The sequence below is a fragment of the Streptomyces sp. RGM 3693 genome (assembly GCF_050471125.1).
In the GTDB taxonomy this organism is placed as follows: Bacteria; Actinomycetota; Actinomycetes; order Streptomycetales; family Streptomycetaceae; genus Streptomyces.
This window is the reverse complement of record NZ_JBMPPQ010000002.1, coordinates 1,539,067-1,557,279: the sequence shown is the minus strand read 5'-3', so window position 1 is coordinate 1,557,279 and position 18,213 is coordinate 1,539,067. Positions and strand designations below refer to the sequence as shown.

17 protein-coding genes and 1 tRNA gene are annotated in these 18,213 nt (G+C 74.6%); 10 read left to right on the top strand and 8 right to left on the bottom strand.

Annotation, left to right across the window (positions count from 1 at the left end):
- The first annotated feature begins 409 nt into the window (after window positions 1-409).
- The 3 genes from ACO0M4_RS24385 (at window position 410) to ACO0M4_RS24375 (ending at window position 2,486) form a co-directional block, all read left to right on the top strand.
- Window positions 410-1,678 (top strand): GlxA family transcriptional regulator, encoded by a 1,269-nt coding sequence (locus tag ACO0M4_RS24385; protein WP_430373054.1) that lies wholly within the window; start codon window positions 410-412, stop codon window positions 1,676-1,678.
- A gap of 5 nt (window positions 1,679-1,683) precedes the next feature.
- The gene (gene orn, locus ACO0M4_RS24380) at window positions 1,684-2,304 is read left to right on the top strand and encodes an oligoribonuclease (RefSeq protein ID WP_430373053.1); all 621 of its coding nucleotides are present in this window, start codon (window positions 1,684-1,686) and stop codon (window positions 2,302-2,304) included.
- A 106-nt stretch (window positions 2,305-2,410) separates the two neighbouring features.
- Window positions 2,411-2,486 (top strand) — tRNA-His (locus ACO0M4_RS24375).
- A gap of 87 nt (window positions 2,487-2,573) precedes the next feature.
- On the opposite strand, the gene ACO0M4_RS24370 is transcribed toward ACO0M4_RS24375, so the two are convergent.
- Window positions 2,574-3,224: an NAD(P)-dependent oxidoreductase gene (locus ACO0M4_RS24370; protein ID WP_430373052.1), complete on the bottom strand. Its 651-nt coding sequence runs from the start codon at window positions 3,222-3,224 to the stop codon at window positions 2,574-2,576.
- Between the two features lie 162 nt (window positions 3,225-3,386).
- On the opposite strand from ACO0M4_RS24370, the gene ACO0M4_RS24365 reads away from it, so the two are divergent.
- On the top strand, window positions 3,387-4,295 hold the full coding sequence (locus ACO0M4_RS24365; RefSeq protein ID WP_430373051.1) for a helix-turn-helix domain-containing protein: 909 nt from the start codon (window positions 3,387-3,389) through the stop codon (window positions 4,293-4,295).
- Between the two features lie 112 nt (window positions 4,296-4,407).
- On the opposite strand, the gene ACO0M4_RS24360 is transcribed toward ACO0M4_RS24365, so the two are convergent.
- The 3 genes from ACO0M4_RS24360 to ACO0M4_RS24350 form a co-directional block, all read right to left on the bottom strand.
- A complete protein-coding gene (locus ACO0M4_RS24360; RefSeq protein WP_430373050.1) occupies window positions 4,408-5,451 on the bottom strand; it encodes a chitinase in 1,044 nt (347 codons plus the stop codon).
- Window positions 5,452-5,605: 154 nt separating this feature from the next.
- Entirely contained in the window at window positions 5,606-7,063 is a 1,458-nt protein-coding gene (locus ACO0M4_RS24355; protein WP_430373049.1) for a sensor histidine kinase, read from the bottom strand.
- A gap of 88 nt (window positions 7,064-7,151) precedes the next feature.
- Entirely contained in the window at window positions 7,152-7,844 is a 693-nt protein-coding gene (locus tag ACO0M4_RS24350) for a response regulator transcription factor (protein WP_430373048.1), read from the bottom strand.
- 118 nt (window positions 7,845-7,962) lie between these two features.
- On the opposite strand from ACO0M4_RS24350, the gene ACO0M4_RS24345 reads away from it, so the two are divergent.
- The gene (locus ACO0M4_RS24345) at window positions 7,963-8,520 is read left to right on the top strand and encodes a hypothetical protein (protein WP_430373047.1); all 558 of its coding nucleotides are present in this window, start codon (window positions 7,963-7,965) and stop codon (window positions 8,518-8,520) included.
- Between the two features lie 30 nt (window positions 8,521-8,550).
- On the opposite strand, the gene ACO0M4_RS24340 is transcribed toward ACO0M4_RS24345, so the two are convergent.
- Both ACO0M4_RS24340 and ACO0M4_RS24335 read right to left on the bottom strand, forming a co-directional pair.
- Window positions 8,551-9,411 (bottom strand): spermidine synthase, encoded by an 861-nt coding sequence (locus ACO0M4_RS24340; RefSeq protein ID WP_430373046.1) that lies wholly within the window; start codon window positions 9,409-9,411, stop codon window positions 8,551-8,553.
- A 158-nt stretch (window positions 9,412-9,569) separates the two neighbouring features.
- Entirely contained in the window at window positions 9,570-9,884 is a 315-nt protein-coding gene (locus ACO0M4_RS24335; RefSeq protein ID WP_430373045.1) for a chaplin, read from the bottom strand.
- A gap of 219 nt (window positions 9,885-10,103) precedes the next feature.
- Between ACO0M4_RS24335 and ACO0M4_RS24330 the strand changes: the two genes are divergently transcribed.
- From ACO0M4_RS24330 to ACO0M4_RS24315, 4 genes are all read left to right on the top strand, one after another.
- Window positions 10,104-11,117: a hypothetical protein gene (locus tag ACO0M4_RS24330; RefSeq protein WP_430373044.1), complete on the top strand. Its 1,014-nt coding sequence runs from the start codon at window positions 10,104-10,106 to the stop codon at window positions 11,115-11,117.
- 62 nt (window positions 11,118-11,179) lie between these two features.
- Entirely contained in the window at window positions 11,180-12,352 is a 1,173-nt protein-coding gene (locus tag ACO0M4_RS24325) for a glycosyltransferase family 4 protein (RefSeq protein WP_430373043.1), read from the top strand.
- A complete protein-coding gene (locus ACO0M4_RS24320) occupies window positions 12,349-13,800 on the top strand; it encodes a sugar transferase (protein WP_430373042.1) in 1,452 nt (483 codons plus the stop codon). The genes ACO0M4_RS24325 and ACO0M4_RS24320 overlap by 4 nt, the downstream gene beginning before the upstream one ends.
- Before the next feature lie 133 nt (window positions 13,801-13,933).
- Window positions 13,934-15,175 (top strand): glycosyltransferase, encoded by a 1,242-nt coding sequence (locus tag ACO0M4_RS24315; protein ID WP_430373041.1) that lies wholly within the window; start codon window positions 13,934-13,936, stop codon window positions 15,173-15,175.
- 132 nt (window positions 15,176-15,307) lie between these two features.
- On the opposite strand, the gene ACO0M4_RS24310 is transcribed toward ACO0M4_RS24315, so the two are convergent.
- The gene (locus ACO0M4_RS24310) at window positions 15,308-15,787 is read right to left on the bottom strand and encodes a hypothetical protein (protein ID WP_430373040.1); all 480 of its coding nucleotides are present in this window, start codon (window positions 15,785-15,787) and stop codon (window positions 15,308-15,310) included.
- A gap of 218 nt (window positions 15,788-16,005) precedes the next feature.
- Between ACO0M4_RS24310 and ACO0M4_RS24305 the strand changes: the two genes are divergently transcribed.
- A complete protein-coding gene (locus tag ACO0M4_RS24305) occupies window positions 16,006-17,448 on the top strand; it encodes a tetratricopeptide repeat protein (protein WP_430373039.1) in 1,443 nt (480 codons plus the stop codon).
- A 36-nt stretch (window positions 17,449-17,484) separates the two neighbouring features.
- Here the strand turns inward: ACO0M4_RS24305 and ACO0M4_RS24300 are convergent, their stop codons facing one another.
- Window positions 17,485-18,084 (bottom strand): histidine phosphatase family protein, encoded by a 600-nt coding sequence (locus ACO0M4_RS24300; RefSeq protein WP_430373038.1) that lies wholly within the window; start codon window positions 18,082-18,084, stop codon window positions 17,485-17,487.
- Window positions 18,085-18,213 lie beyond the last annotated feature (129 nt).

The following is an 18,213-nucleotide window of genomic DNA, read 5'->3' as shown; positions in this document are numbered from 1 at the left end:
ACCGGGACGGGAGCGCAAGGGGGCGGACCCCTCAGCGGGGGGCGCACGCCGGCCGATTGGGAGCTCCGCAAGTCTGTCCACGACCGTTTTCGGCCAACTTCCGGCCCGTACTCACCCCTTGCCCTGGACCCCCCTCAACCCCGGTGTGAGCAGGGCGGAAAGGACCGCTGGGCATGGTTGTGCCCTACTGCGAACGGGCAGAGCCGAGACGCGTACTTCCCATGCAGGCCCGACGAGTGGAACGCTTCGTGATCGAATGCTTCGCGCCAAGTTGCCATATCGACATACCAGCGGGTGGTGAACTTGGCCATCCATCCTCACGGGACACAGTAGATTCGATCTTGGTAGCTACGGCGGGGGAACTGTGCAGGACCGAGAGGGCGAGACGACCGAGGGGGGCTTAAGTGCCATGAGCCAGGACTCCGCTGCCGTACCAGATGCCGCACGCAAGCTCGCCGCCCGACGACGCCGCGAAATAGTCGCGGTGCTCCTCTTCAGCGGCGGTCCCATTTTCGAGAGCTCCATTCCGCTCTCGGTCTTCGGCATCGACCGCCAAGACGCAGGCGTTCCGAGGTACCGGCTTCTTGTGTGCGCGGGCGAAGATGCGCCTTTGCGCACGACCGGGGGGCTCGAACTGTCAGCCCCCTACGGGCTGGAGGCGATCTCCCGTGCCGGGACGGTCGTCGTACCGGCCTGGCGTTCCATCACCCAGGCCCCGCCACCCGCGGCGCTCGACGCACTGCGTCGCGCGCACGAGGAAGGGGCCAGGATCGTCGGGCTGTGCACGGGGGCGTTCGTCCTCGCCGCAGCCGGACTGCTCGACGGCCGACCGGCCACCACCCACTGGATGTACGCGCCGACGCTCGCCAAGCGCTACCCGTCCGTCCACGTGGACCCGCGTGAGCTCTTCGTCGACGACGGCGACGTCCTCACTTCCGCCGGCACCGCCGCCGGGATCGACCTGTGCCTCCACATCGTGCGCACCGACCACGGCGCCGACGCGGCCAACGCGCTCGCCCGCCGACTGGTCGTCCCGCCCCGGCGGACCGCGTCCGACCTCGGGCACCAGCGCTACCTGGACAGGTCGTTACCGGAGGAGATCGGCGCCGACCCGCTCGCCGAGGTCGTCGCCTGGGCGCTGGAGCACCTCCACGAGCAGTTCGACGTGGAGACGCTGGCGGCCCGCGCGTACATGAGCCGACGCACGTTCGACCGGCGGTTCCGCTCCCTCACGGGCAGCGCTCCGCTCCAGTGGCTGATCACCCAGCGGGTCCTCCAGGCCCAGCGGCTGCTGGAGACCTCCGACTATTCGGTGGACGAGGTCGCCGGGCGCTGCGGGTTCCGCTCGCCGGTCGCGCTGCGCGGCCACTTCCGGCGGCAGCTGGGCGCATCACCCGCGGCCTATCGGGCGGCCTACCGCGCCCGCCGGCCGCAAAACGGTGCACCCGAAGCAGCGCTGCGTCCGGAACGGGCCGAGCGTCCGGAGCGGGAACGGGCGGCGCTGGGCAGCGAGCGGTTCTCCGCCGCCGCGCTGGGCGGGCACGGTCTGGCCGCCGAGGCGGCCGACGTGGGCAAGCCACCGTTGGAGGGTTACGCCGCGCGGCTACCGGAGACTCCGGTCGGCCGGGGGGCCGGTCGCCCCGTACTGCCCGGTCAGCGGGAGCGCCCCGTAGGGTGAGACGTATGAACGATCGCATGGTGTGGATCGACTGCGAGATGACCGGACTCTCGCTGGCGAGTGACGCGCTTATCGAGGTGGCCGCCCTGGTCACCGACTCGGAGCTGAACGTGCTGGGTGACGGGGTGGATGTGGTGATCCGTCCCCCAGCCGAGGCGCTGACCACCATGCCGGAGGTGGTGCGGCAGATGCACACCACCTCCGGGCTGCTGGCCGAGCTGGACGCCGGAACGACGCTGGAGGAGGCCGAGGCACAGGTGCTTGCTTACATCAAGCAGCATGTGCCGGAGCCGGGGAAGGCGCCGCTGTGCGGAAACTCCGTCGGTACCGACCGCGGCTTCCTGCTGCGCGACATGCCGACGCTGGAGAGCTACCTGCACTACCGGATCGTCGATGTGTCGTCCGTGAAGGAACTGGCCCGGCGCTGGTTCCCGCGGGCGTACTTCAACAGTCCGGACAAGAACGGCAACCACCGGGCGCTGGCGGACATCCGTGAATCCATCGCGGAGTTGCGCTACTACCGAGAGGCCGTGTTCGTGCCGCAGCCCGGGCCCGACTCGGAGACCGCGAAGGCCATCGCGGCCAAGCACAAGCTGCCCGCCGAACCGGCGTCGGCAGCACAGTGACGTAGCTCGCTCCCGGGGACGCGAAACCTGGGAGCGAGCACCCCCTGAGAGCCTGTACACTTTTTCTCAGCCGGTGGGGAAAAGGAACCACACAGCACCGGTCTTGGTGGGTATAGCTCAGCTGGTAGAGCACCTGGTTGTGGTCCAGGATGTCGCGGGTTCGAGTCCCGTTACTCACCCCAGCCTCAAGGCCCCCGATCTTCGGATCGGGGGCCTTGAGTGTTTCCGGGTCAGATGCCGCCGCCGGTAGGGGCGGCGGCGCCGGGCGCTCAGTAGCCGACAGTGAAGCGCTCACCGATGTGGCGGGGCTGCTCGATCTCGTCGAGGACGGCGACGGCGTAGTCCTCGGTGGAGATCCGGCTGCTGCCGTCCGCCGCGACGAGCAGGTCTTCGGTGGCGGTGCGGTAGGCGCCGGTGCGCTCGCCCGGCTCGATGGAGGCGGACGGGCTGAGGTTGGTCCAGCGGACGTCGGAGACGGTGCGGTAGAAGTCCAGCGCGTCGCCGTGCGCGTGCATGATCTGGAGCAGCGGGACCGGGAGGCCCTCGGCGTCCCAGACCTGGGTGCCGTCGGGCTTGCGGAGCGAACCGGCGCCGCCGACCGTGATCAGGCGGGGCGCGTCGCCGCTCAGCCTCCGCACTCCCTCGACCAGTGCCTCGGCGGCGGGCCGGATGGTGGCGATGTGGCCGGCGCCGTCGCCGCCGCCGACCGCGCTGACCACCACGTCCTGGCCCTTGGCCACCTCGGTGACGGACTCCGAATCGAGCGCGTCGCCGTAGACCACGGTGAGGGCCGGGTGGGTCACGGTGACCTTCGCGGGGTCGCGGACCACCGCGGTGACCTGGTGGCCGCGGCGCAGGGCCTCGTCGAGGATGCGGCTGCCGATGGTGCCGTTGGCCCCGAAGAGAGCGATCTTGGACATGGTGGGTTCTCCCGGTGGTTCGGTGGGGGGCGAGGTGTGCCCGTGCGGAGCGCGGTGTTCCGGCCTCCGTGGTCTGGCTGCCGTTTTCCGCCATCAGCTGTGCTGACGTCTCCTACGCTAGGGGTATCAGCGGGAGATTCCGGGGTAGCGAGGCGACGGGTCATGGTGAAAAAGCGACAGGACCCTCGAGAGGATGCAGGGGCGATCCGTGAGGTGGCGTTCTCCGCGCCGGCCGGGCGGCCCGCCGGGATGGAGGTGCTGACCCTCGCCGAGCTGCGCGAGCGCGCGGACGCCTGCCAGCTCTCGACGCCGCACCGGCCCGGCTTCCACCACCTGCTGGTCCTGGACCGCGGGCACCTGGTGCACTGCGTCGACTTCCGGGAGCACCTCATGGAGCCCGGGGATCTGCTGTGGTCGCGGCCCGGGCAGGTGCAGCACTTCGGGGACCTGACCGGGGCGGAGGGGCGGCTGGTGCTCTTCGAGTCCGGGTTCCTGGACCCGGCGACCGCCGCCGCGGCCCGCATCGAGGACTGGTACGGGCCGGCCGTGCGGCACCCCGAAGGCGGCGCGGCCCGGGCGCTGGACGAGGCGTTGACGCAACTGCACCGGGAGTTCGGGGCGCTGGGCGGGCTGCCGTTGGAGGTGCACCTGGAGGTGCTGCGGCACCTGCTGGCCGTTCTGGTGCTGCGGGCCGCGCATCCGGAGGGGCCGGCGGACCGCCCGGACGGCGGGACGTGCGAGGCGGGCGAGACGTACCTGCGGTTCCGGGACGCGGTGGAGCGGGGGTTCGCCCGCAGTCGCCGGGTCGCCGACTACGCCCGGGCGTTGGGGTACGCGCCGCGCACCCTCTCGCGGGCCACCGAGGCGGCGGCCGGGGTCGGCGCGAAGGAGTTCATCGACCGGCGGGTGGTGCTGGAGGCCAAACGGCTGCTGGCGCACGGCGACCAGCCGGCCTCGCGGATCGCGGACCGGCTGGGTTTCGCGGACGCCACCAACTTCAGCAAGTTCTTCCAACGGCAGGCCGGGATCACGCCGATCGCGTTCCGGGCCGCCGTACGGGGCGGCGGCTGACCGGCTCCCGTCGGTCGGGAAGGGGCGGGCGAGGGCGGGGCGCAGCGGGTGGGGGGTGGGCCGCCGCGCCCCGCCTGGGGCGGTCCGGCAGGGGGTCCGGACCGGTGGGGGGTCAGCCGGTGTAGGCGCCGAACGCCTTGGTGAAGGCCAGCGGGGCCTGGTCGATGGAACTGCACGTCGGCTGGGCGGAGTTGGACGATCCGCCGGGGCAGGGCTGGTCGCGGGTGGCGGACCACATGGACAGCCAGGCCAGGTGCTTGCTCTGGGCGAACTTCACCAGGGCGGCGGCGTCGGCGGGCTTGAAAACCTCGCCCTGGACGTCGTTGACGCCGATCATCGAGGTGACCGCCACGGTCTTCCAGGCGTCCGCGTCGCTACGGCCGAGGGCCTTCTTGACCTGGGCCTGGGTGGCGGTGGCGGCCTGGGTGGCGTAGGTGCTCATGGTGCCGTTGTAGGAGGAGCCGTAGTCCATCGCCATGGTGTTGACGGCGGAGACCTGCACGCCGTTCTGCCGGGCGTTGCTCAGCAGGTTGACGCCGTCCTGGGTGAGGCCCTCGGGCATCACCGGCAGGGTGAAGGAGACGTCGAGGCCCGGGTGCTGCTTCTGGAGTTGGGCAATCGCCTGGGCGCGGCGGGTGTTGGCGGCCGCGTCGGGCAGCGCGCCGCCCTCGATGTCGAAGTCCACCTTGGTGAGCTTGAACTGGTCGACGGCCTTGCCGTAGGCGGCGGCCAGTTCGGACGCGGAGGAGCACGCGGCGGCCAGTTCGGTGCCGTTGGCGCCGCCGAAGGAGACCCGGACGTCGCCGCCGGCCTTGCGCAGCGCCGGTATCTGCTTGGCCACCGCGTCGCTGCCGAGGTCGCCGGAGCCGCCCCACTTGGGGACGCAGCCGCCGCCGGAGGTGAGGAAGGCGAGGGTGAAGTGCTTCACCCCGGTCTTCTGCGCGGTGCCGGTCAGGTCGTAGGCGGGGGTGAGGGAGGTGTCGACGTACGGGGCGAAGCCGGCCTTGGCGGCGGTGGGGGCGGCCTGCGGGGCCTTGGTGGCCATCGCGGAGCCGGCGACGGCGAACCCGCCGCCGACCGCCAGCGCGCCGGCCGCCGCCGCGCCGATCACCTTGCTCGTGCGGCTCATCCGGCGCCGGTGTGCCGAGGAACTCATCTCGTGCCTGCCTGTCGTCACATGGGGGGGGTGGGGAGCGCACCTGTGGGGGAAGGTGCGCCCCGCACGCTAGCGGCAGCGAAACGGACAAATGCCGGGTTCGGTACGGCGGTTGGCGGAATTATGGCCGCCTTAAGGAAGCGGAAGGGGGCGGTTAAGAGCCCGCGCCCCGGCCCGGGGACCGGCCGCCCGGCGCGGCGCCGCGGACGGCCCGTCGGCCCCCGGTGCCGAACACCCGACCGCCGATCCGGCGACGTAGCCGGTGGCCGCGCCGGGCGCCGGGGTGGGCGCGCCGCCCGTCCAGGGCCAGCCAGACCCGGACCTCGGTGCCGCCCAGTACGGAACGGCCGATCCGGACGTCACCGCCGGTGGACTCCGCCAGCCGGCGGACGATGTCCAGGCCGAGGCCGGTCGAACCGTCGCCGCCACCGCCGTGGCCCCGACGCAGCGCGGCGGCCGGGTCGGCGATGCCCGGTCCGGCGTCCGAGACCAGCACGATCACCGCGTCGCCGGCGTGGTGCACGTCGACGGCGAAGGCGGTGCCCTCGGGGGTGTGGCGGAAGACGTTGCCGAGCATGGCGTCCAGGGCCGCGGCGAGGTCGGGGCGGGCGACCGGCACCCGCACCGGGCGGTCCACGCCGGCGACCCGTACGGTGCGGCCCTCGTCCTCGGACAGCGCCGACCAGAAGTCCATCCGGTCGCGGATCACTTCGGCCGCGTCGCAGCCGGCGACCGAGGCGGCGGCCTGTGCGGTGTGTTCCCGCTGGGCGCGGGCGGTGCGGATGATCTGGTCGACCTCGCGTTCCAGTTGCTCGACGGCGGCCCGGGTCTGCTCGGCGGCCGGACCGTCGCCCAGCGAGGCGGCGTTGAGCCGGAGCACGGTCAGCGGGGTACGCAGCCGGTGCGAGAGGTCGGCGGCCAGCTCGCGTTCGTTGGTGAGGAGCTGGACGACCTGGTCGGCCATGGCGTTGAAGGCGCTGGCCGCCGAACGCAGTTCCTTGGGGCCGTCCTCCCGCACCCGGACGCCGAGGTCGCCCCGGCCCAGGTCGTGGGCGGCGGCGGACAGTCGCTCGGCGGGGCGCACCATCCGGGTGCCGAGCCGGTCGGCGACCGCGACCGAGCCGATGACCAGTGCCAGGCCGACGCCGGCCAGCACCGCCCAGGAGGTGGCCACCCCGTTGGTGAGCGCGTCATCGGGGACGTACACCTCGACGACCGCGATCCCGGAGGCGACCGCGGTGGGCTGGAGCAACGAGGTGCCGCCGGGGACCTGGGCGATGGAGGCCCGGCCGAGCCGGATGGCGGCGGCGACGTCGGAGGGGGCGGCCCGGCGGGCGCCGATCTCGGCCGGGCCGCCGTCCTTGCCGCCCTGTGGGACGTGGATGCCGATCCGGCCGCCGGGGCCGGTTTCGGCGCTGGCCAGGGCCCGTTCCAGTTGGGTGCGGTCGGTGGTGATGGCGAGGACCGGGCCGAGGGCGGCGGCCTGCCGCTCGGCATTGGAGTAGGCGCGGTCGGAGGCCATCTCCTTGACCACCAGCCCCAGCGGTACCGCGAACGCGACCACGACCATCGTGGTGACCGCCAGGGCCACCTTGACCAGGGCCCACCTCACGGCGTCCCCCCGGTCGCCGCTCCGCCCGCGCGGCGCAACGGTGCGGCCCGCTCCACCGGCCGCGGCCCGGCGGCCCCGCGCGGGGCGCTCACCGTGGCGGCTCCAGTTTCACGCCGACGCCGCGCAGGGTGTGCAGGTACCGGGGCCGGGCGGCGGTCTCGCCGAGTTTGCGACGCAGCCAGGACAGGTGGACGTCGATGGTCTGGTCGTCCCCGTAGGACTGCTGCCAGACCTCGGCGAGGAGTTCCTTGCGGGGCACGACCACGCCGGGGCGCTGGGCGAGGAAGGCCAGCAGGTCGAACTCGCGGCGGGTGAGGTCGAGCGCGGTGCCGTCGAGCGCGGCCCGGCGGCGCAGCGGGTCGATGGACAGCCCGCCGACCAGGATCACTCGTGAGGGCGGTTCTGCACCGGGGGCCGCGCCCCGGGACCGGCGCAACACGGCCGCCATCCGCGCCGAGAGGTGCTCGACCGAGAACGGCTTGGTGAGGTAGTCATCCGCGCCGTCGTTCAGCAACCGGACGATCTCGGCCTCGTCGTCCCGCGCGGTCGCGATGATCACCGGGACGTCGGTGATGCCGCGCAGCATCTTCAGCGCCTCGCCGCCGTCCAGGTCGGGCAGACCGAGGTCGAGGACGACCAGGTCGAAGCCGACCTGCGCCACCTCGCGCAGCGCTTCCAGGGCGGTTCCGACGCTGCGCACCGCGTGGCCGGCCTCGGTCAGATGCCGGATGAGCGCGGAACGTACGAACTGGTCGTCCTCGACCACGAGCACTCGTGCCATGGGCGGCACCGTACGCCATACGGGCGAGTTTCCTTACGCGTGGTTGACAACCGGACGGCCCGCCGACCGGCGCCGGACGGGCTGCGACCGCTGCGGCGGGTGGGGCAAGATGAGCCAGATGCAACGAGGTCTGGTTCATGCGGCGGCCTGGACGCTGGCGACCGGCGCCGCGGTCACCCTGTCGTGGTTCGGCGTGCACACCGTGCTGTCCGGCACGGTCTACGACGCACCGCGGGCGCTGCCCCTGTCCGACCAGGTGGCCGCCTCTGCCCTGCCGCAGGCATCCTCCACCCACCGGCCGAAACCGTCCGCTTCGGCCTCCGCGAGCCCGTCCTCCTCCCCCACCGACGACCGGCCGACGCGGACCACCGCCCCGTCCCGCACCGCCGGCGACCTCGCGCCGGCGACCTCGGCCGGCCCGGGCGGCAGCACGTCACCGGCCACCGGCGGCCGGGTCCGCAGCTTCGTCACCTCCGGCGGCCGGGTGGTGCTCTCCCTGGGCTCCGACTCCGCCGAACTGGTGTCGGCGACCCCCAACGCGGGCTGGGAGATGCAGGTGTGGAAGCAGGGCCAGTGGCTCCGGGTCGACTTCACCGGCGGTGGCGCGCACACCTCAGTGATCTGTACCTGGAACGGCCACCCGCCGACCGTGGAGACCAGCAACCACGCTACGTAGCAAGGGAGTTGACGGTGCGGTGGGTGCCCTTCAGGTGAAGACGCCGGCGGGCGGGGCCGGTGAGGCGACCGCGGTGGCGTCGGTGACCGGGGCCGCGCCGCCGGTGAAGTCCAGGAGCGCCCGGCCGTGTTCGACCCGGCCGGCGTGCGGGTCACCGGCCGCCCGCCGGGTCAGTTCGGCGACCGGCAGGGTCCGGTCGGCGGCGAGCAGCACGGCGTTGCCGAACCGCTTGCCGCGCAGCACGGCCGGCTCGGCGGTCAGCGCCAACTCGGGGAAGACGGTGTGGACGGTGGCGATCTGGCCGCGCAGGAACGCCAGCGGCGGCCCGTCGGCGAGGTTGGCCGCGTAGCAGCCGCCGGGCCGCAGCGCCCGGCGCACCTCCGCCACGAATTCGACGCTGGTCAGATGCGCGGGCGTGCGGGCCCCGGCGAAGACGTCGGCGATGACCAGGTCCGCCCAGCCGTCCGGGATCCGGGCGAGCCCGGCGCGGGCGTCCGCACCGCGGACCCGGATCCGCCAGGTGTTCTCCAACGGCAGCTGTTCGCGGACGAGTTGGACCAGGGGGGTGTCGATCTCCACGACCTGCTGGGTGGACCGCGGCCGGGTCGCGGCGACGTACCGCGCCAGGGTCAGGGCGCCGCCGCCGAGGTGGACGACACGCAGCGGTGCGCCGGGCGGGGCCACCAGGTCGGCGATGTGGCCGAGCCGCCGCTGGTAGGAGAACTCCAGGTACGACGGGTCGTCGAGGTCGACGTGGGACTGCGGGGCGCCGTCGATCAGCAGCGTCCATCCACGCGGTCGGTCCCGGTCGGGGCGCAGTTCCGCGACGCCGCCGCCGACCGTCCCGGTGACGGGTTCCGGGCCGCCGCGCCCGCGCCTGCTTCTCGCCATGCCTCCAGTATGGCGTGCCGCCGCGGGACGGTATGCGCTGGTCAGGCCCGGTGCGAGAGACGGGGCGGCGGACCGCCCAGCGACCGGAGGCCGTGGGCAGTCCGCCTGGTGTGCCGTGATCCGAGCCGGTCCGCATGTCCCTGCGGACCGGCTCGGGGTCACTTGTTGATGCAGATGTTGCCGAACGCCGGGTTCAGCAGGGCGAGCAGGTCGAGGCTGTTGCCGCACACGTTGATCGGGATGTTGATCGGCACCTGGATGACGTTGCCGCTGAGGACACCCGGCGAGTGCGCGGCGAAGCCCACCGCCTTCGCACCGGTGTGGCCGTGGTGCCGGTGGCCCTCGTCGAAACGACCGTGGTGACGGCCCTGACGGCCATGGTGCCCGCCGTCGGCGGAGGCGAGACCCGCGCCACCCAGTACCAGCGCCGAGGTGACCGCAGCCACCGCCGCGGTCTTGGCGAACCGCTTCATTCCATTCTCCTCTCAGTTTACGAATGGGGCATCGGACACAACGAACAATATGGACTGGGGATGCGGGTGTTACCACTTAAGCGGATTCATTAGCCTGTCTGGCTGGTATTCGTCTGATCGGAAACCAGGAAGACGCCGCGGCGCGCCTGCCACGATTTCCGGCATGATTTCTGCCAGAGTGCTCTCCTGTTTGACTGATTTGCAGCCGGAGAGGACGTCATGCCGAAGTCGATGGACCGCACCGGGCGCGGCGCCGTATGCGCGCTAGCGGCCCTGGCTTTGTCGGCCTCGCTGACTTCGGCAGTAGCCGCCCCGGCTCCCCGGGAATCCTCCCGAATTCCTTTCGCCGAGCGCTTCCACGCCACCGGGCGCGGCGGCTTCGCACGGGTCGCCCATTCCTTGGTGCCCTGCCGTCCGGCGGCGCGCCGGGCGACCCCGACCGGCCCGTCCTGCCCCGCCCCCCGCCGGACCGGCCCCGCCCGACTGCGGCTGCCGGCCGGGTCCCGGGTGCGCTACGCCCGGCTGTACTGGGGCGGCGACCTGCGGACCGGTGGGCCCGCGGCGGCCCGGGACGCCGGGCAGGTGCTGCTCGCCGGGCCCCGCGGCCGGTACCAGGAGGTGCGCGCGGACAGCCCGATCGGGCGCCGTACCACCGCCAGGACCGACGACTACCAGGCGTCCGCGGACGTCACCGCGGTGGTGCGGCGTGGCGGCCCGGGCGGGTACGCGGTGGCCCGGCCGGCCCCCGAGCGCGGGCGGGCCCGGGGCGACTGGGCGCTGGTCGTCGCCTACGAGAACCCCAAGGAGCCACTGCGACGGCTGGCGCTGTGGGACGGCTTCGAGCCGCTGGGCGGGCGCCGCCGGGCGTTCGCGGTGCACCTGGCCGGGCTGCGCATTCCGGCGCGGGCGCACGGGCAGGCCGGGGTCGTGGCCTACCACGGAACGCACGAAAAGCAACACACAATCTCCGCCCGGGCCGGTCGGATTACCCCGGTCGAGCTTCACGATTCCACCGATCAGGCGAACGGAGCGGTGCACTCGACCGGCCCGAATTCTGATCGGCAAACACCCCGGGCACCCGTTTACCGCACCACCCTTGGTTTTGATTCCGAGGTCTTCGACCTGACGCCGGCGCTCCGGTCCGGGGGCGATCGGCTGGCATTCCGCTTCACCACCCGAAAGGCGGGATATCTGCTCGGCGCGCTCTTCGTTCAGGCCGATCTGCGGCACTGAACGGCGGGCACCGGCAATTCTCGCGGAGTTCTGACAGCTCGGTAATCAGGGGAGCAGTGCGCGTGCTGCCACAAGACCTGCCGTCCCAGGACCGACTCACGGTCCTCCATGTGTCCCAGCCGGTCGACGGCGGGATCGCCCGGGTCGTCGCCGACCTGGTGCGGTCCCAGGTGGCGGCCGGACTACGGGTGGTGGTGGCCGCGCCGCCCGGCGGCACCCTGCACGTCGAGGCCGCCGTCGCCGGCGCCGAAGTGGTGCTCTGGTCCGCCCGCGGCGCCCTCGGCACGACGCTGTCCGGGCGCCGGCGACTGACCCGGCTGGTCCGGCGCACCGGCCCCCACCTCGTGCACGCCCACGGGCCCCGGGCCGGGTACGCCGCCCGGATGGCCCTGCGCGGCCGGATCCCGACCGTGCACCAGCCGCACTGCTGGCCGTTCGAGGTGGTCGGCGGGTGGGCGGCGCGGGTCTGGGAGCGGTACGCGGCGCGTTGGACGGACCGGGTGCTGTGCGTGAGCGAGGCGCAGCGGCGGCGCGGGGCGACCGTGGGGGTGACGGGCCGGTGGGTGGTGATCCCCAACGGCGTGGACCTGCGGCGGTTCTCGCCCACCGACGACGACGCCCGGGCGGCGGCGCGCGAGGCCCTGCCCGTGCTGCGCGACACGGTGCCGGCGGGGGCGCCGCTGGTGGTGTGCGTGGCCCGGCTGTGCGCGCAGAAGGGCCAGTCGACGCTGTTGCGGGCCTGGCCCGAGGTGGCCGCGGCGGTCCCGGGCGCCCGCCTGGTGCTGGTCGGGGACGGGCCGGACCGGGCGGCGCTGCGGCGGGCCGCACCGCCCGGGGTGCTCTTCGCCGGCGCCGTCGACAGCGCCGCCCCCTGGTACCGGGCGGCGGACCTGGTGGTGGTGCCGTCGCGGTGGGAGGGGATGGCGCTGGTCCCCCTGGAGGCGATGGCCTGCGGCCGGCCGGTGGTGCTCAGCGACGTCGGCGGAGCCCGGGAGTGCCTGCCGGCCGACGCCGCGGACGACTGCCTGGTGCCGCCGGGCGACCCGGCCGCGCTGGCCCGGGCCGTCATCGCGCTGCTGGCCGACCCCGACCGGCGGACGGCACTCGGCGCACGGCTCGCGGACCACGTACGGATGGCCCATGACGTGCAGCGGATGGCGGGTGCGGTGCTGAACCTCTACCGGGAGCTGCTCGCCGTACCGCCCGTCCTGACCGCCGCGCGGGCCGGGCGATGACCGCCGAGCGCGCGGACGCTCCCGCAGTCGACGCCGAGGGGTGCGCCCGGCCGCCGGCCGGGATGCTGCCTCAGCCCGCCGTCCCGGTCCGGCCGCCCCGCCGCCCCGCGCCCGACCCGGCGTCACCGGCACGGTCCGGCCGGACCGTGCCGCGGAGGGCCGTCCCCGCCCTGCTGGCGACGGCCGACGCACTGGCCACCACCGGCGCACTCCTCCTCGTAGGAGCGGACCCGGCGCTGCTCGCCGGTCTGGTGCCGGTCCTGCTGCTGCTCAACTCCCGGGCCGGGCTCTACCGTCCGGGCCCCGCCCCGGCCGCGCTGGACGAGCTGGCGCCGCTGCTGGGCCGGGCCGCCGCCGGCTGGTGCGCGGTGGCCGCGGCGCTGGCCGCGCTGCGCCCCGGGCTCGCGCTGGGCCCGGTCGCGCTCCCGGTCGCGGTGGCCGCGCAGGCGGCGCTGGCCGGCGCCGCCCGGGCCGTGGTGTACCGGGCCCGGCGCGCCGCCGCCCGGCGCCGCCCGCGGTCGGCGCTGCTGGTCGGCCCGGAGCCGGCCGCCCGGCAGCTGGCCGCGGCGCTGCTGGCGCACCCGGAGTACGGGCTGCGCCCGGTGGGCGTGGTGGCGACCGGGCCGGTCGGGCCCGAGGGCGCCCCGGCCGGCGCGGGACCCGCGCCGCTCCGCTCCTCCGAGGCGGTCACCCGCGCGGTCATCCGGCACACCGTCCGCGACGCGGTGTTCCTGCTGCCGCCGGAGAGCGACCCGTACGCCGCGGCGCTGCTCCGCCGGTTCCTCGGGCAGGGCGCGGCCGTCTGGCTGGCCGGGGCCGCCGCGGGTCACGACGGGCGGCCGGCGGGGTCGGGCACCGGCCACCTGTGGGGTTTCGCCTGCCGGCCGTTGGAGACCGCGCGGCCCCGGTCCGGCGGGCCGGTCAAACGGGCGCTGGACCTCGTCCTGGCGTCGGTGGCACTGCTGTTGACGGCACCGCTGCTGCTCGGCTGCGTACTGGCCGTGCGGCTGGTGGACGGGCCCGGGGTGTTCTGCCGGCCGGAACGCGTCGGCAAGGACGGCCGGCGCTTCGCCCTGCTGCGGTTCCGCACCGCGCGCCCCGGTGCCCAGCCGGGCCGCCTCGGTCGATGGCTGCGGCGCACCTCGCTGGACGGGCTGCCGCAGCTGTGGAACGTGCTGCGCGGCGAGCTGAGCCTGGTCGGGCCGCGCCCCGAACGCCCCTCCCGGGCCGCGGAGTTCGCCCGCCGGCACCCCGGCTACGCGGCCCGACTCCGGATGCCGCCCGGCCTCACCGGTCTGGCGCAGGTGCACGGGCTGCGCGACGGCGCCCGCGCCGAGGACCGGGCGCGCTTCGACAACCTCTACATCGACGGCTGGTCGCCGGGGCAGGACCTGCGGATCCTGCTGCGGGCCGCGGCCCGGTCGCCGTTCCGGCGGGCGGGCCGGTGACCCCGGGCGCCGCGGTGCCGGCCGCCCCGGCCGGCCGGCCCCCGCGTCCGCCGCACCGCCGCGCGCTGCCCCCCGACGAGGCCGACCCGGCCGCTGACCAGGCCACCCTGGCCGTTACCCCTGGAGGGATCCGGTGAAAGTCCTGCACGTCATCACCGGCCTCGAAGTGGGCGGCGCCGCGCAGCAGCTGCGGCTGCTGCTGCGCCGGCTGCCCGCCCACTGCGAGGTCGTCACCCTGACCAACCCCGGCCCGCTCGCCGAGGCCATCGAGGCGGACGGCACCCCCGTCACCCACCTCGGCATGACCGGCAACCGGGACCTGTCCGCGCTCCCCCGCCTGGCCGGCCTGATCCGCACCGTCGGCCCCGACCTCGTCCACACCCACCTCTACCGGGCCTGCGTCTACGGCCGGATCGCCGCCCGGATGGCCGGCGTCCGGGCGGTGGTCGCCACCGAGCACTCGCTGGGCGACGCGGTCATCGAGGGCCGGCGGCTGACCCGCGGCGTGCGCACCCTGTACCGGGCCACCGAGCGGCTGGGCTCGGCGACCGTCGCGGTCTCGGACACCGTCGCCGCCCGGCTGCGCCGCTGGGGCGTCCCCGAGCGGCGGATCCACGTGGTGCCCAACGGCATCGAGGCGCACCGCTTCGCCTACGACCCGGCCGCCCGGGCCACGATCCGGGCCCAACTCGGCCTGTCGCCCGACGCGTTCGTGGTCGGCGGCGCCGGCCGGCTGGTGCCCGGCAAACGGTTCGACGTCCTGGTCCGGGCGGTGACCCAGCTCCCCGGTGTCCACCTGCTGCTGGCCGGGGACGGGCCGGAGCGGGAGCTGCTGCGGCGGATGGCCGGGCAGTTCGGCTCCGCCGACCGGATCCACCTGCTCGGCGCCCGCGGCAGCGCGGACGGGCCGACGGCCGGTGCCGAGCCGGACATCCCCGGCCTGCTGTCCACCATCGACGTCTTCGTGTCGCCGTCCCCCGACGCGGCGTTCGGACTGGCCACCCTGGAGGCCCTGGCCTGCGGACTGCACGTCCTGCACGGCAGCTGCCCGGTCGTCGACGAACTCCCCGACGACCAGGCCCCCGGCGCCCGCCGCTTCGGCCACGGCGTACACGAACTCGCCGCCGCACTAAGGGAGTTGCGGCGCACCGGAGTGGTCCGACTGCCGGTGCCCCCGGTGGTGCGGCGCTACGACATCGACCGCAGCGCCCAGGAGTTGATGGCCGTCTACGAGGAGGCCCGCGTCGCCTCGCGTCGGACCCGTCCGACGACGGCACCCACCGGCCCCCCGCCCCAGGGCCTGCCCGCGGGCGTCTCCCTGCCCGACCCGTCCCCGGCGCCGGTACCCGACGGGCATTCGCTCTCCCAGCGCTGACGGGTCCGGTCCGCCGGCGGGTCGGCCGGTCCGGAAACGGCGGAGGGGCGGCCGTCACGGCCGCCCCTCACCCGCCCCGCCGCCCCACCGGCGGACCGGACCCGTCACCTCACCCGCACCGTCACCACCGCCTCACTGGCAGCGGTCGACCGCCTCGATCGTGCGGGCCGCCTCCCCCAGCGCGGCACGCAGCACCACCGGGTCGGTGGCATCGGCGTACGCGCCCTCCGGGGGCACCAGCCAGCCGGTGCCCTGCACCGGCGGCCCCGGCACCGCCCCGTCGTCCGGCCCGCCGAAGGGGACCCCGCGCGCAGAGGTCTGGGTGCAGGCGCTGCCCGGTACGTCCCAGCCGTCGGCCGTCCCCGGCGGGACCAGGAATCCGAGGGTGTCGCAGGCGCCGTCGTGCAGGACCGGGCCGACGCCGTCCCGCAGCCGCAGGATGTCCACCGCCTCCAGGCCCTGCCGGGCCGGCACCGTGACCAGGTCACAGGGCTGGGCGGCGGCCACCGGGGCGATACGCCCCTCGCGACCCGCGGCCCGACCCGCGGACTCCTTGCCACCCCTGCTGACGCCGGTCTCCCACACGGAGAACCCCTCCTCTGCACGCGCCACACCCTTTACACCGTCTTCAACGGAGAAACGCGTCAACAGCTACGGCGGCGGAACGCTGCAAAGGATGGCACTTCATGGCGGATCACGGGTGAGATATTCCGGTTTGTTGCCAAACGCAGGGTGGCCGACCCGTCACAGCGGGTACCGTCGACCCGCCGCACCGCCAGGACGCGGCACGGTCACACGATGGCACGGAGTAGGGCACGGAGAGGTCCGCCATGGCGTCGCAAGCTCAGCGTTCAGCGTCGTCCCGCACCGTACCCGCCCGCCCGAACACCGCTTTCCGACAGCTGCGCGGCCGGCTGTCGCCCGGCGAGTTCGCGGCGGCGGTCCGACGGTCCGCCCGTGAGATCGGCGAGCAGGTCTCGTGCGACGCCCGCTATGTGGGCCGCGTCGAGTCCGGGGAGATCCGGTGCCCGAACTACGCCTACGAACGGGTGTTCCGGCACATGTTCCCGGGGCTGACGCTGCCCGACATGGGGTTCGCGCCGCGGGAGACGGTACGCGGACGGGGGGCGCGTACGACGGCAACGAGCGCCGCGGCCCTGGCGACCGACCCCGACCACCGCGATACCCGTATCCAGAACTGCAAGGAGAGCGACGTGCTACGTCGCGCGTTCATCACCGGCGGCCCGGCGGCCGCCCTGGGCCTGACCGGCTTCTGCCCGGCCGGCCCCCCGGCGCAGGCGCCGGCTCCGCCGGACGGTTACACCGTGTCCGTGCCCGGACCCCGTACCGCCCCCGGCGCCCGGGCCGGCGCCGCCGAGGCCACCGCCGTCGAGGAAGCCGTCCGCCGGATCCGCCTGCTGGACGACCGGCACGGCGCCGACGGCCTGTACCACCGCGCCGCCCAACCGCTGCGCGTCGCCTACGAACTGCTGGACGCCGGCACCCAACGCCGCGCGGTCTACGACCGGCTGCACGCCGGCGCGGGCGAACTCGCCATCTCCGTCGGCTGGTTGGCGCACGACTCCGGTCGCTTCGACGACGCCCGCTCGCACTACGCGGAGGCGCTGTCCACCGCCCGGGTCTGCGGCGACGCCGCCCTGGAGGCGCACGCGTTCTGCAACACCGCCTTCCTGGCCCGCGACGCCGGCCGGCCGCGCGAGGCGGTACGGGCCGCGCAGGCCGCCCAACAGGCCGCCAAGCGGCTCGGCTCACCGCGACTGCGGTCGCTGCTGGCGCTGCGCGAGGCCGGCGGTTGGGCGGGCCTCGGCGACCGTACCGGCTGCACGCAGGCGCTGACCCGGGCCGAGCGGCTGTTCGCGGCCGGGCCCGGGGAGCGTGATCCGGAGTGGATGACCTTCTACGGGGAGGCCGAATTCGCCGGCCTCACGGCACAGTGCTGGGCGGCACTGGGCGAACGGGGGCGCGCGGCGGAGCACGCACGCCGGGCGGTGGCACTGCAGGATCCTCACTTCACCCGCAACATCGCCCTGTTCACCACGGAGTTGGCGGGCAACCTCGCGGCGAGCGGCGCCGCCGAAGAGGCCGCCACGGCCGCTCTCCAGGCGCTCACCCTGCTGGCGGAGGTCCGTTCCGCCCGGATCCGGGCAATGCTGGACGACGCCGCCCGGGCGCTCGGCCCCTACCGCAGCTGCGGCCCGGTCGCCGACTTCCTGGCGCACTACCGGGCGGCCGGCGAACCCGTGGGGCGGTAGCCGCCCCGGGCCGCCCCCCGCCGAGGGCGGCGGCGCTCAGTCGAGGTCGAGGTGCCCGGTGTCGTTCCAGCTCACCACGGCCGGTTCGTCATACGCCCAGCCGAGCACCGACAGGGAGGTCGGCGCCAGCCGGAGCCGCGCCGCGAAGGAGATGTCCAGGCCCAGCCAGCGCGCACCCAGGACCCGCAGGATGTGGCCGTGCGCGAAGACCAGCACATCGCGGTCGGCCGAGCGCACCCAGTCGACGACCTCGTCGGCCCGGGCGGAGACCTCGGCGAGCGTCTCGCCCGCCGGCACCCCGTCCCGCCAGATCAGCCAGTCCGGCCGGTCGGCCTTGATCTGCGCCGGGGTGAGCCCCTCGTAGGCGCCGTAGTCGATCTCCAGGAGTGCGTCCCACTCCTGGGCCCGCGTCCCGAAGCCGGCCAGTTCGCAGGTCTCCTTGGCGCGCACCAGGGGGCTGGTGCGGACCTCGACGTCCGGCAGGCCGTCCCAGGGGGCGCGGTGCAGCCGCTCGCCCAGGAGCTTGGCGCCGCGCCGCCCCTCGTCCAGCAGGGGGATGTCGGTCCGTCCGGTGTGCCGGCCGGAGACGGACCACTCCGTCTGCCCGTGCCGGGCCAGGAGAATGCGCGGTGCCATGGGTCGTACCTCTCGCCGGATTCCCGGCTTGTCGTCGTGCTTCGCTGGGCGCGGGCGGCGCTGACCGCGGCCCTTCCATCATCGCGCACCCGGCGGAAACCCGGCCGGCGGCCCCGGCAGGGGGGCGCC

Bases quoted from the DNA above. Each gene is read 5' to 3' on its own strand.
- ACO0M4_RS24385 (WP_430373054.1), top strand. From the start codon at position 410: ATGAGCCAGGACTCCGCTGCCGTACCAGATGCCGCACGCAAGCTCGCC.
- orn (WP_430373053.1), top strand. From the start codon at position 1,684: ATGAACGATCGCATGGTGTGGATCGACTGCGAGATGACCGGACTCTCG.
- ACO0M4_RS24370 (WP_430373052.1), bottom strand. From the start codon at position 3,224: ATGTCCAAGATCGCTCTCTTCGGGGCCAACGGCACCATCGGCAGCCGC.
- ACO0M4_RS24365 (WP_430373051.1), top strand. From the start codon at position 3,387: ATGGTGAAAAAGCGACAGGACCCTCGAGAGGATGCAGGGGCGATCCGT.
- ACO0M4_RS24360 (WP_430373050.1), bottom strand. From the start codon at position 5,451: ATGAGTTCCTCGGCACACCGGCGCCGGATGAGCCGCACGAGCAAGGTG.
- ACO0M4_RS24350 (WP_430373048.1), bottom strand. From the start codon at position 7,844: ATGGCACGAGTGCTCGTGGTCGAGGACGACCAGTTCGTACGTTCCGCG.
- ACO0M4_RS24345 (WP_430373047.1), top strand. From the start codon at position 7,963: ATGCAACGAGGTCTGGTTCATGCGGCGGCCTGGACGCTGGCGACCGGC.
- ACO0M4_RS24340 (WP_430373046.1), bottom strand. From the start codon at position 9,411: ATGGCGAGAAGCAGGCGCGGGCGCGGCGGCCCGGAACCCGTCACCGGG.
- ACO0M4_RS24335 (WP_430373045.1), bottom strand. From the start codon at position 9,884: ATGAAGCGGTTCGCCAAGACCGCGGCGGTGGCTGCGGTCACCTCGGCG.
- ACO0M4_RS24330 (WP_430373044.1), top strand. From the start codon at position 10,104: ATGCCGAAGTCGATGGACCGCACCGGGCGCGGCGCCGTATGCGCGCTA.
- ACO0M4_RS24320 (WP_430373042.1), top strand. From the start codon at position 12,349: ATGACCGCCGAGCGCGCGGACGCTCCCGCAGTCGACGCCGAGGGGTGC.
- ACO0M4_RS24305 (WP_430373039.1), top strand. From the start codon at position 16,006: ATGGCGTCGCAAGCTCAGCGTTCAGCGTCGTCCCGCACCGTACCCGCC.
- ACO0M4_RS24300 (WP_430373038.1), bottom strand. From the start codon at position 18,084: ATGGCACCGCGCATTCTCCTGGCCCGGCACGGGCAGACGGAGTGGTCC.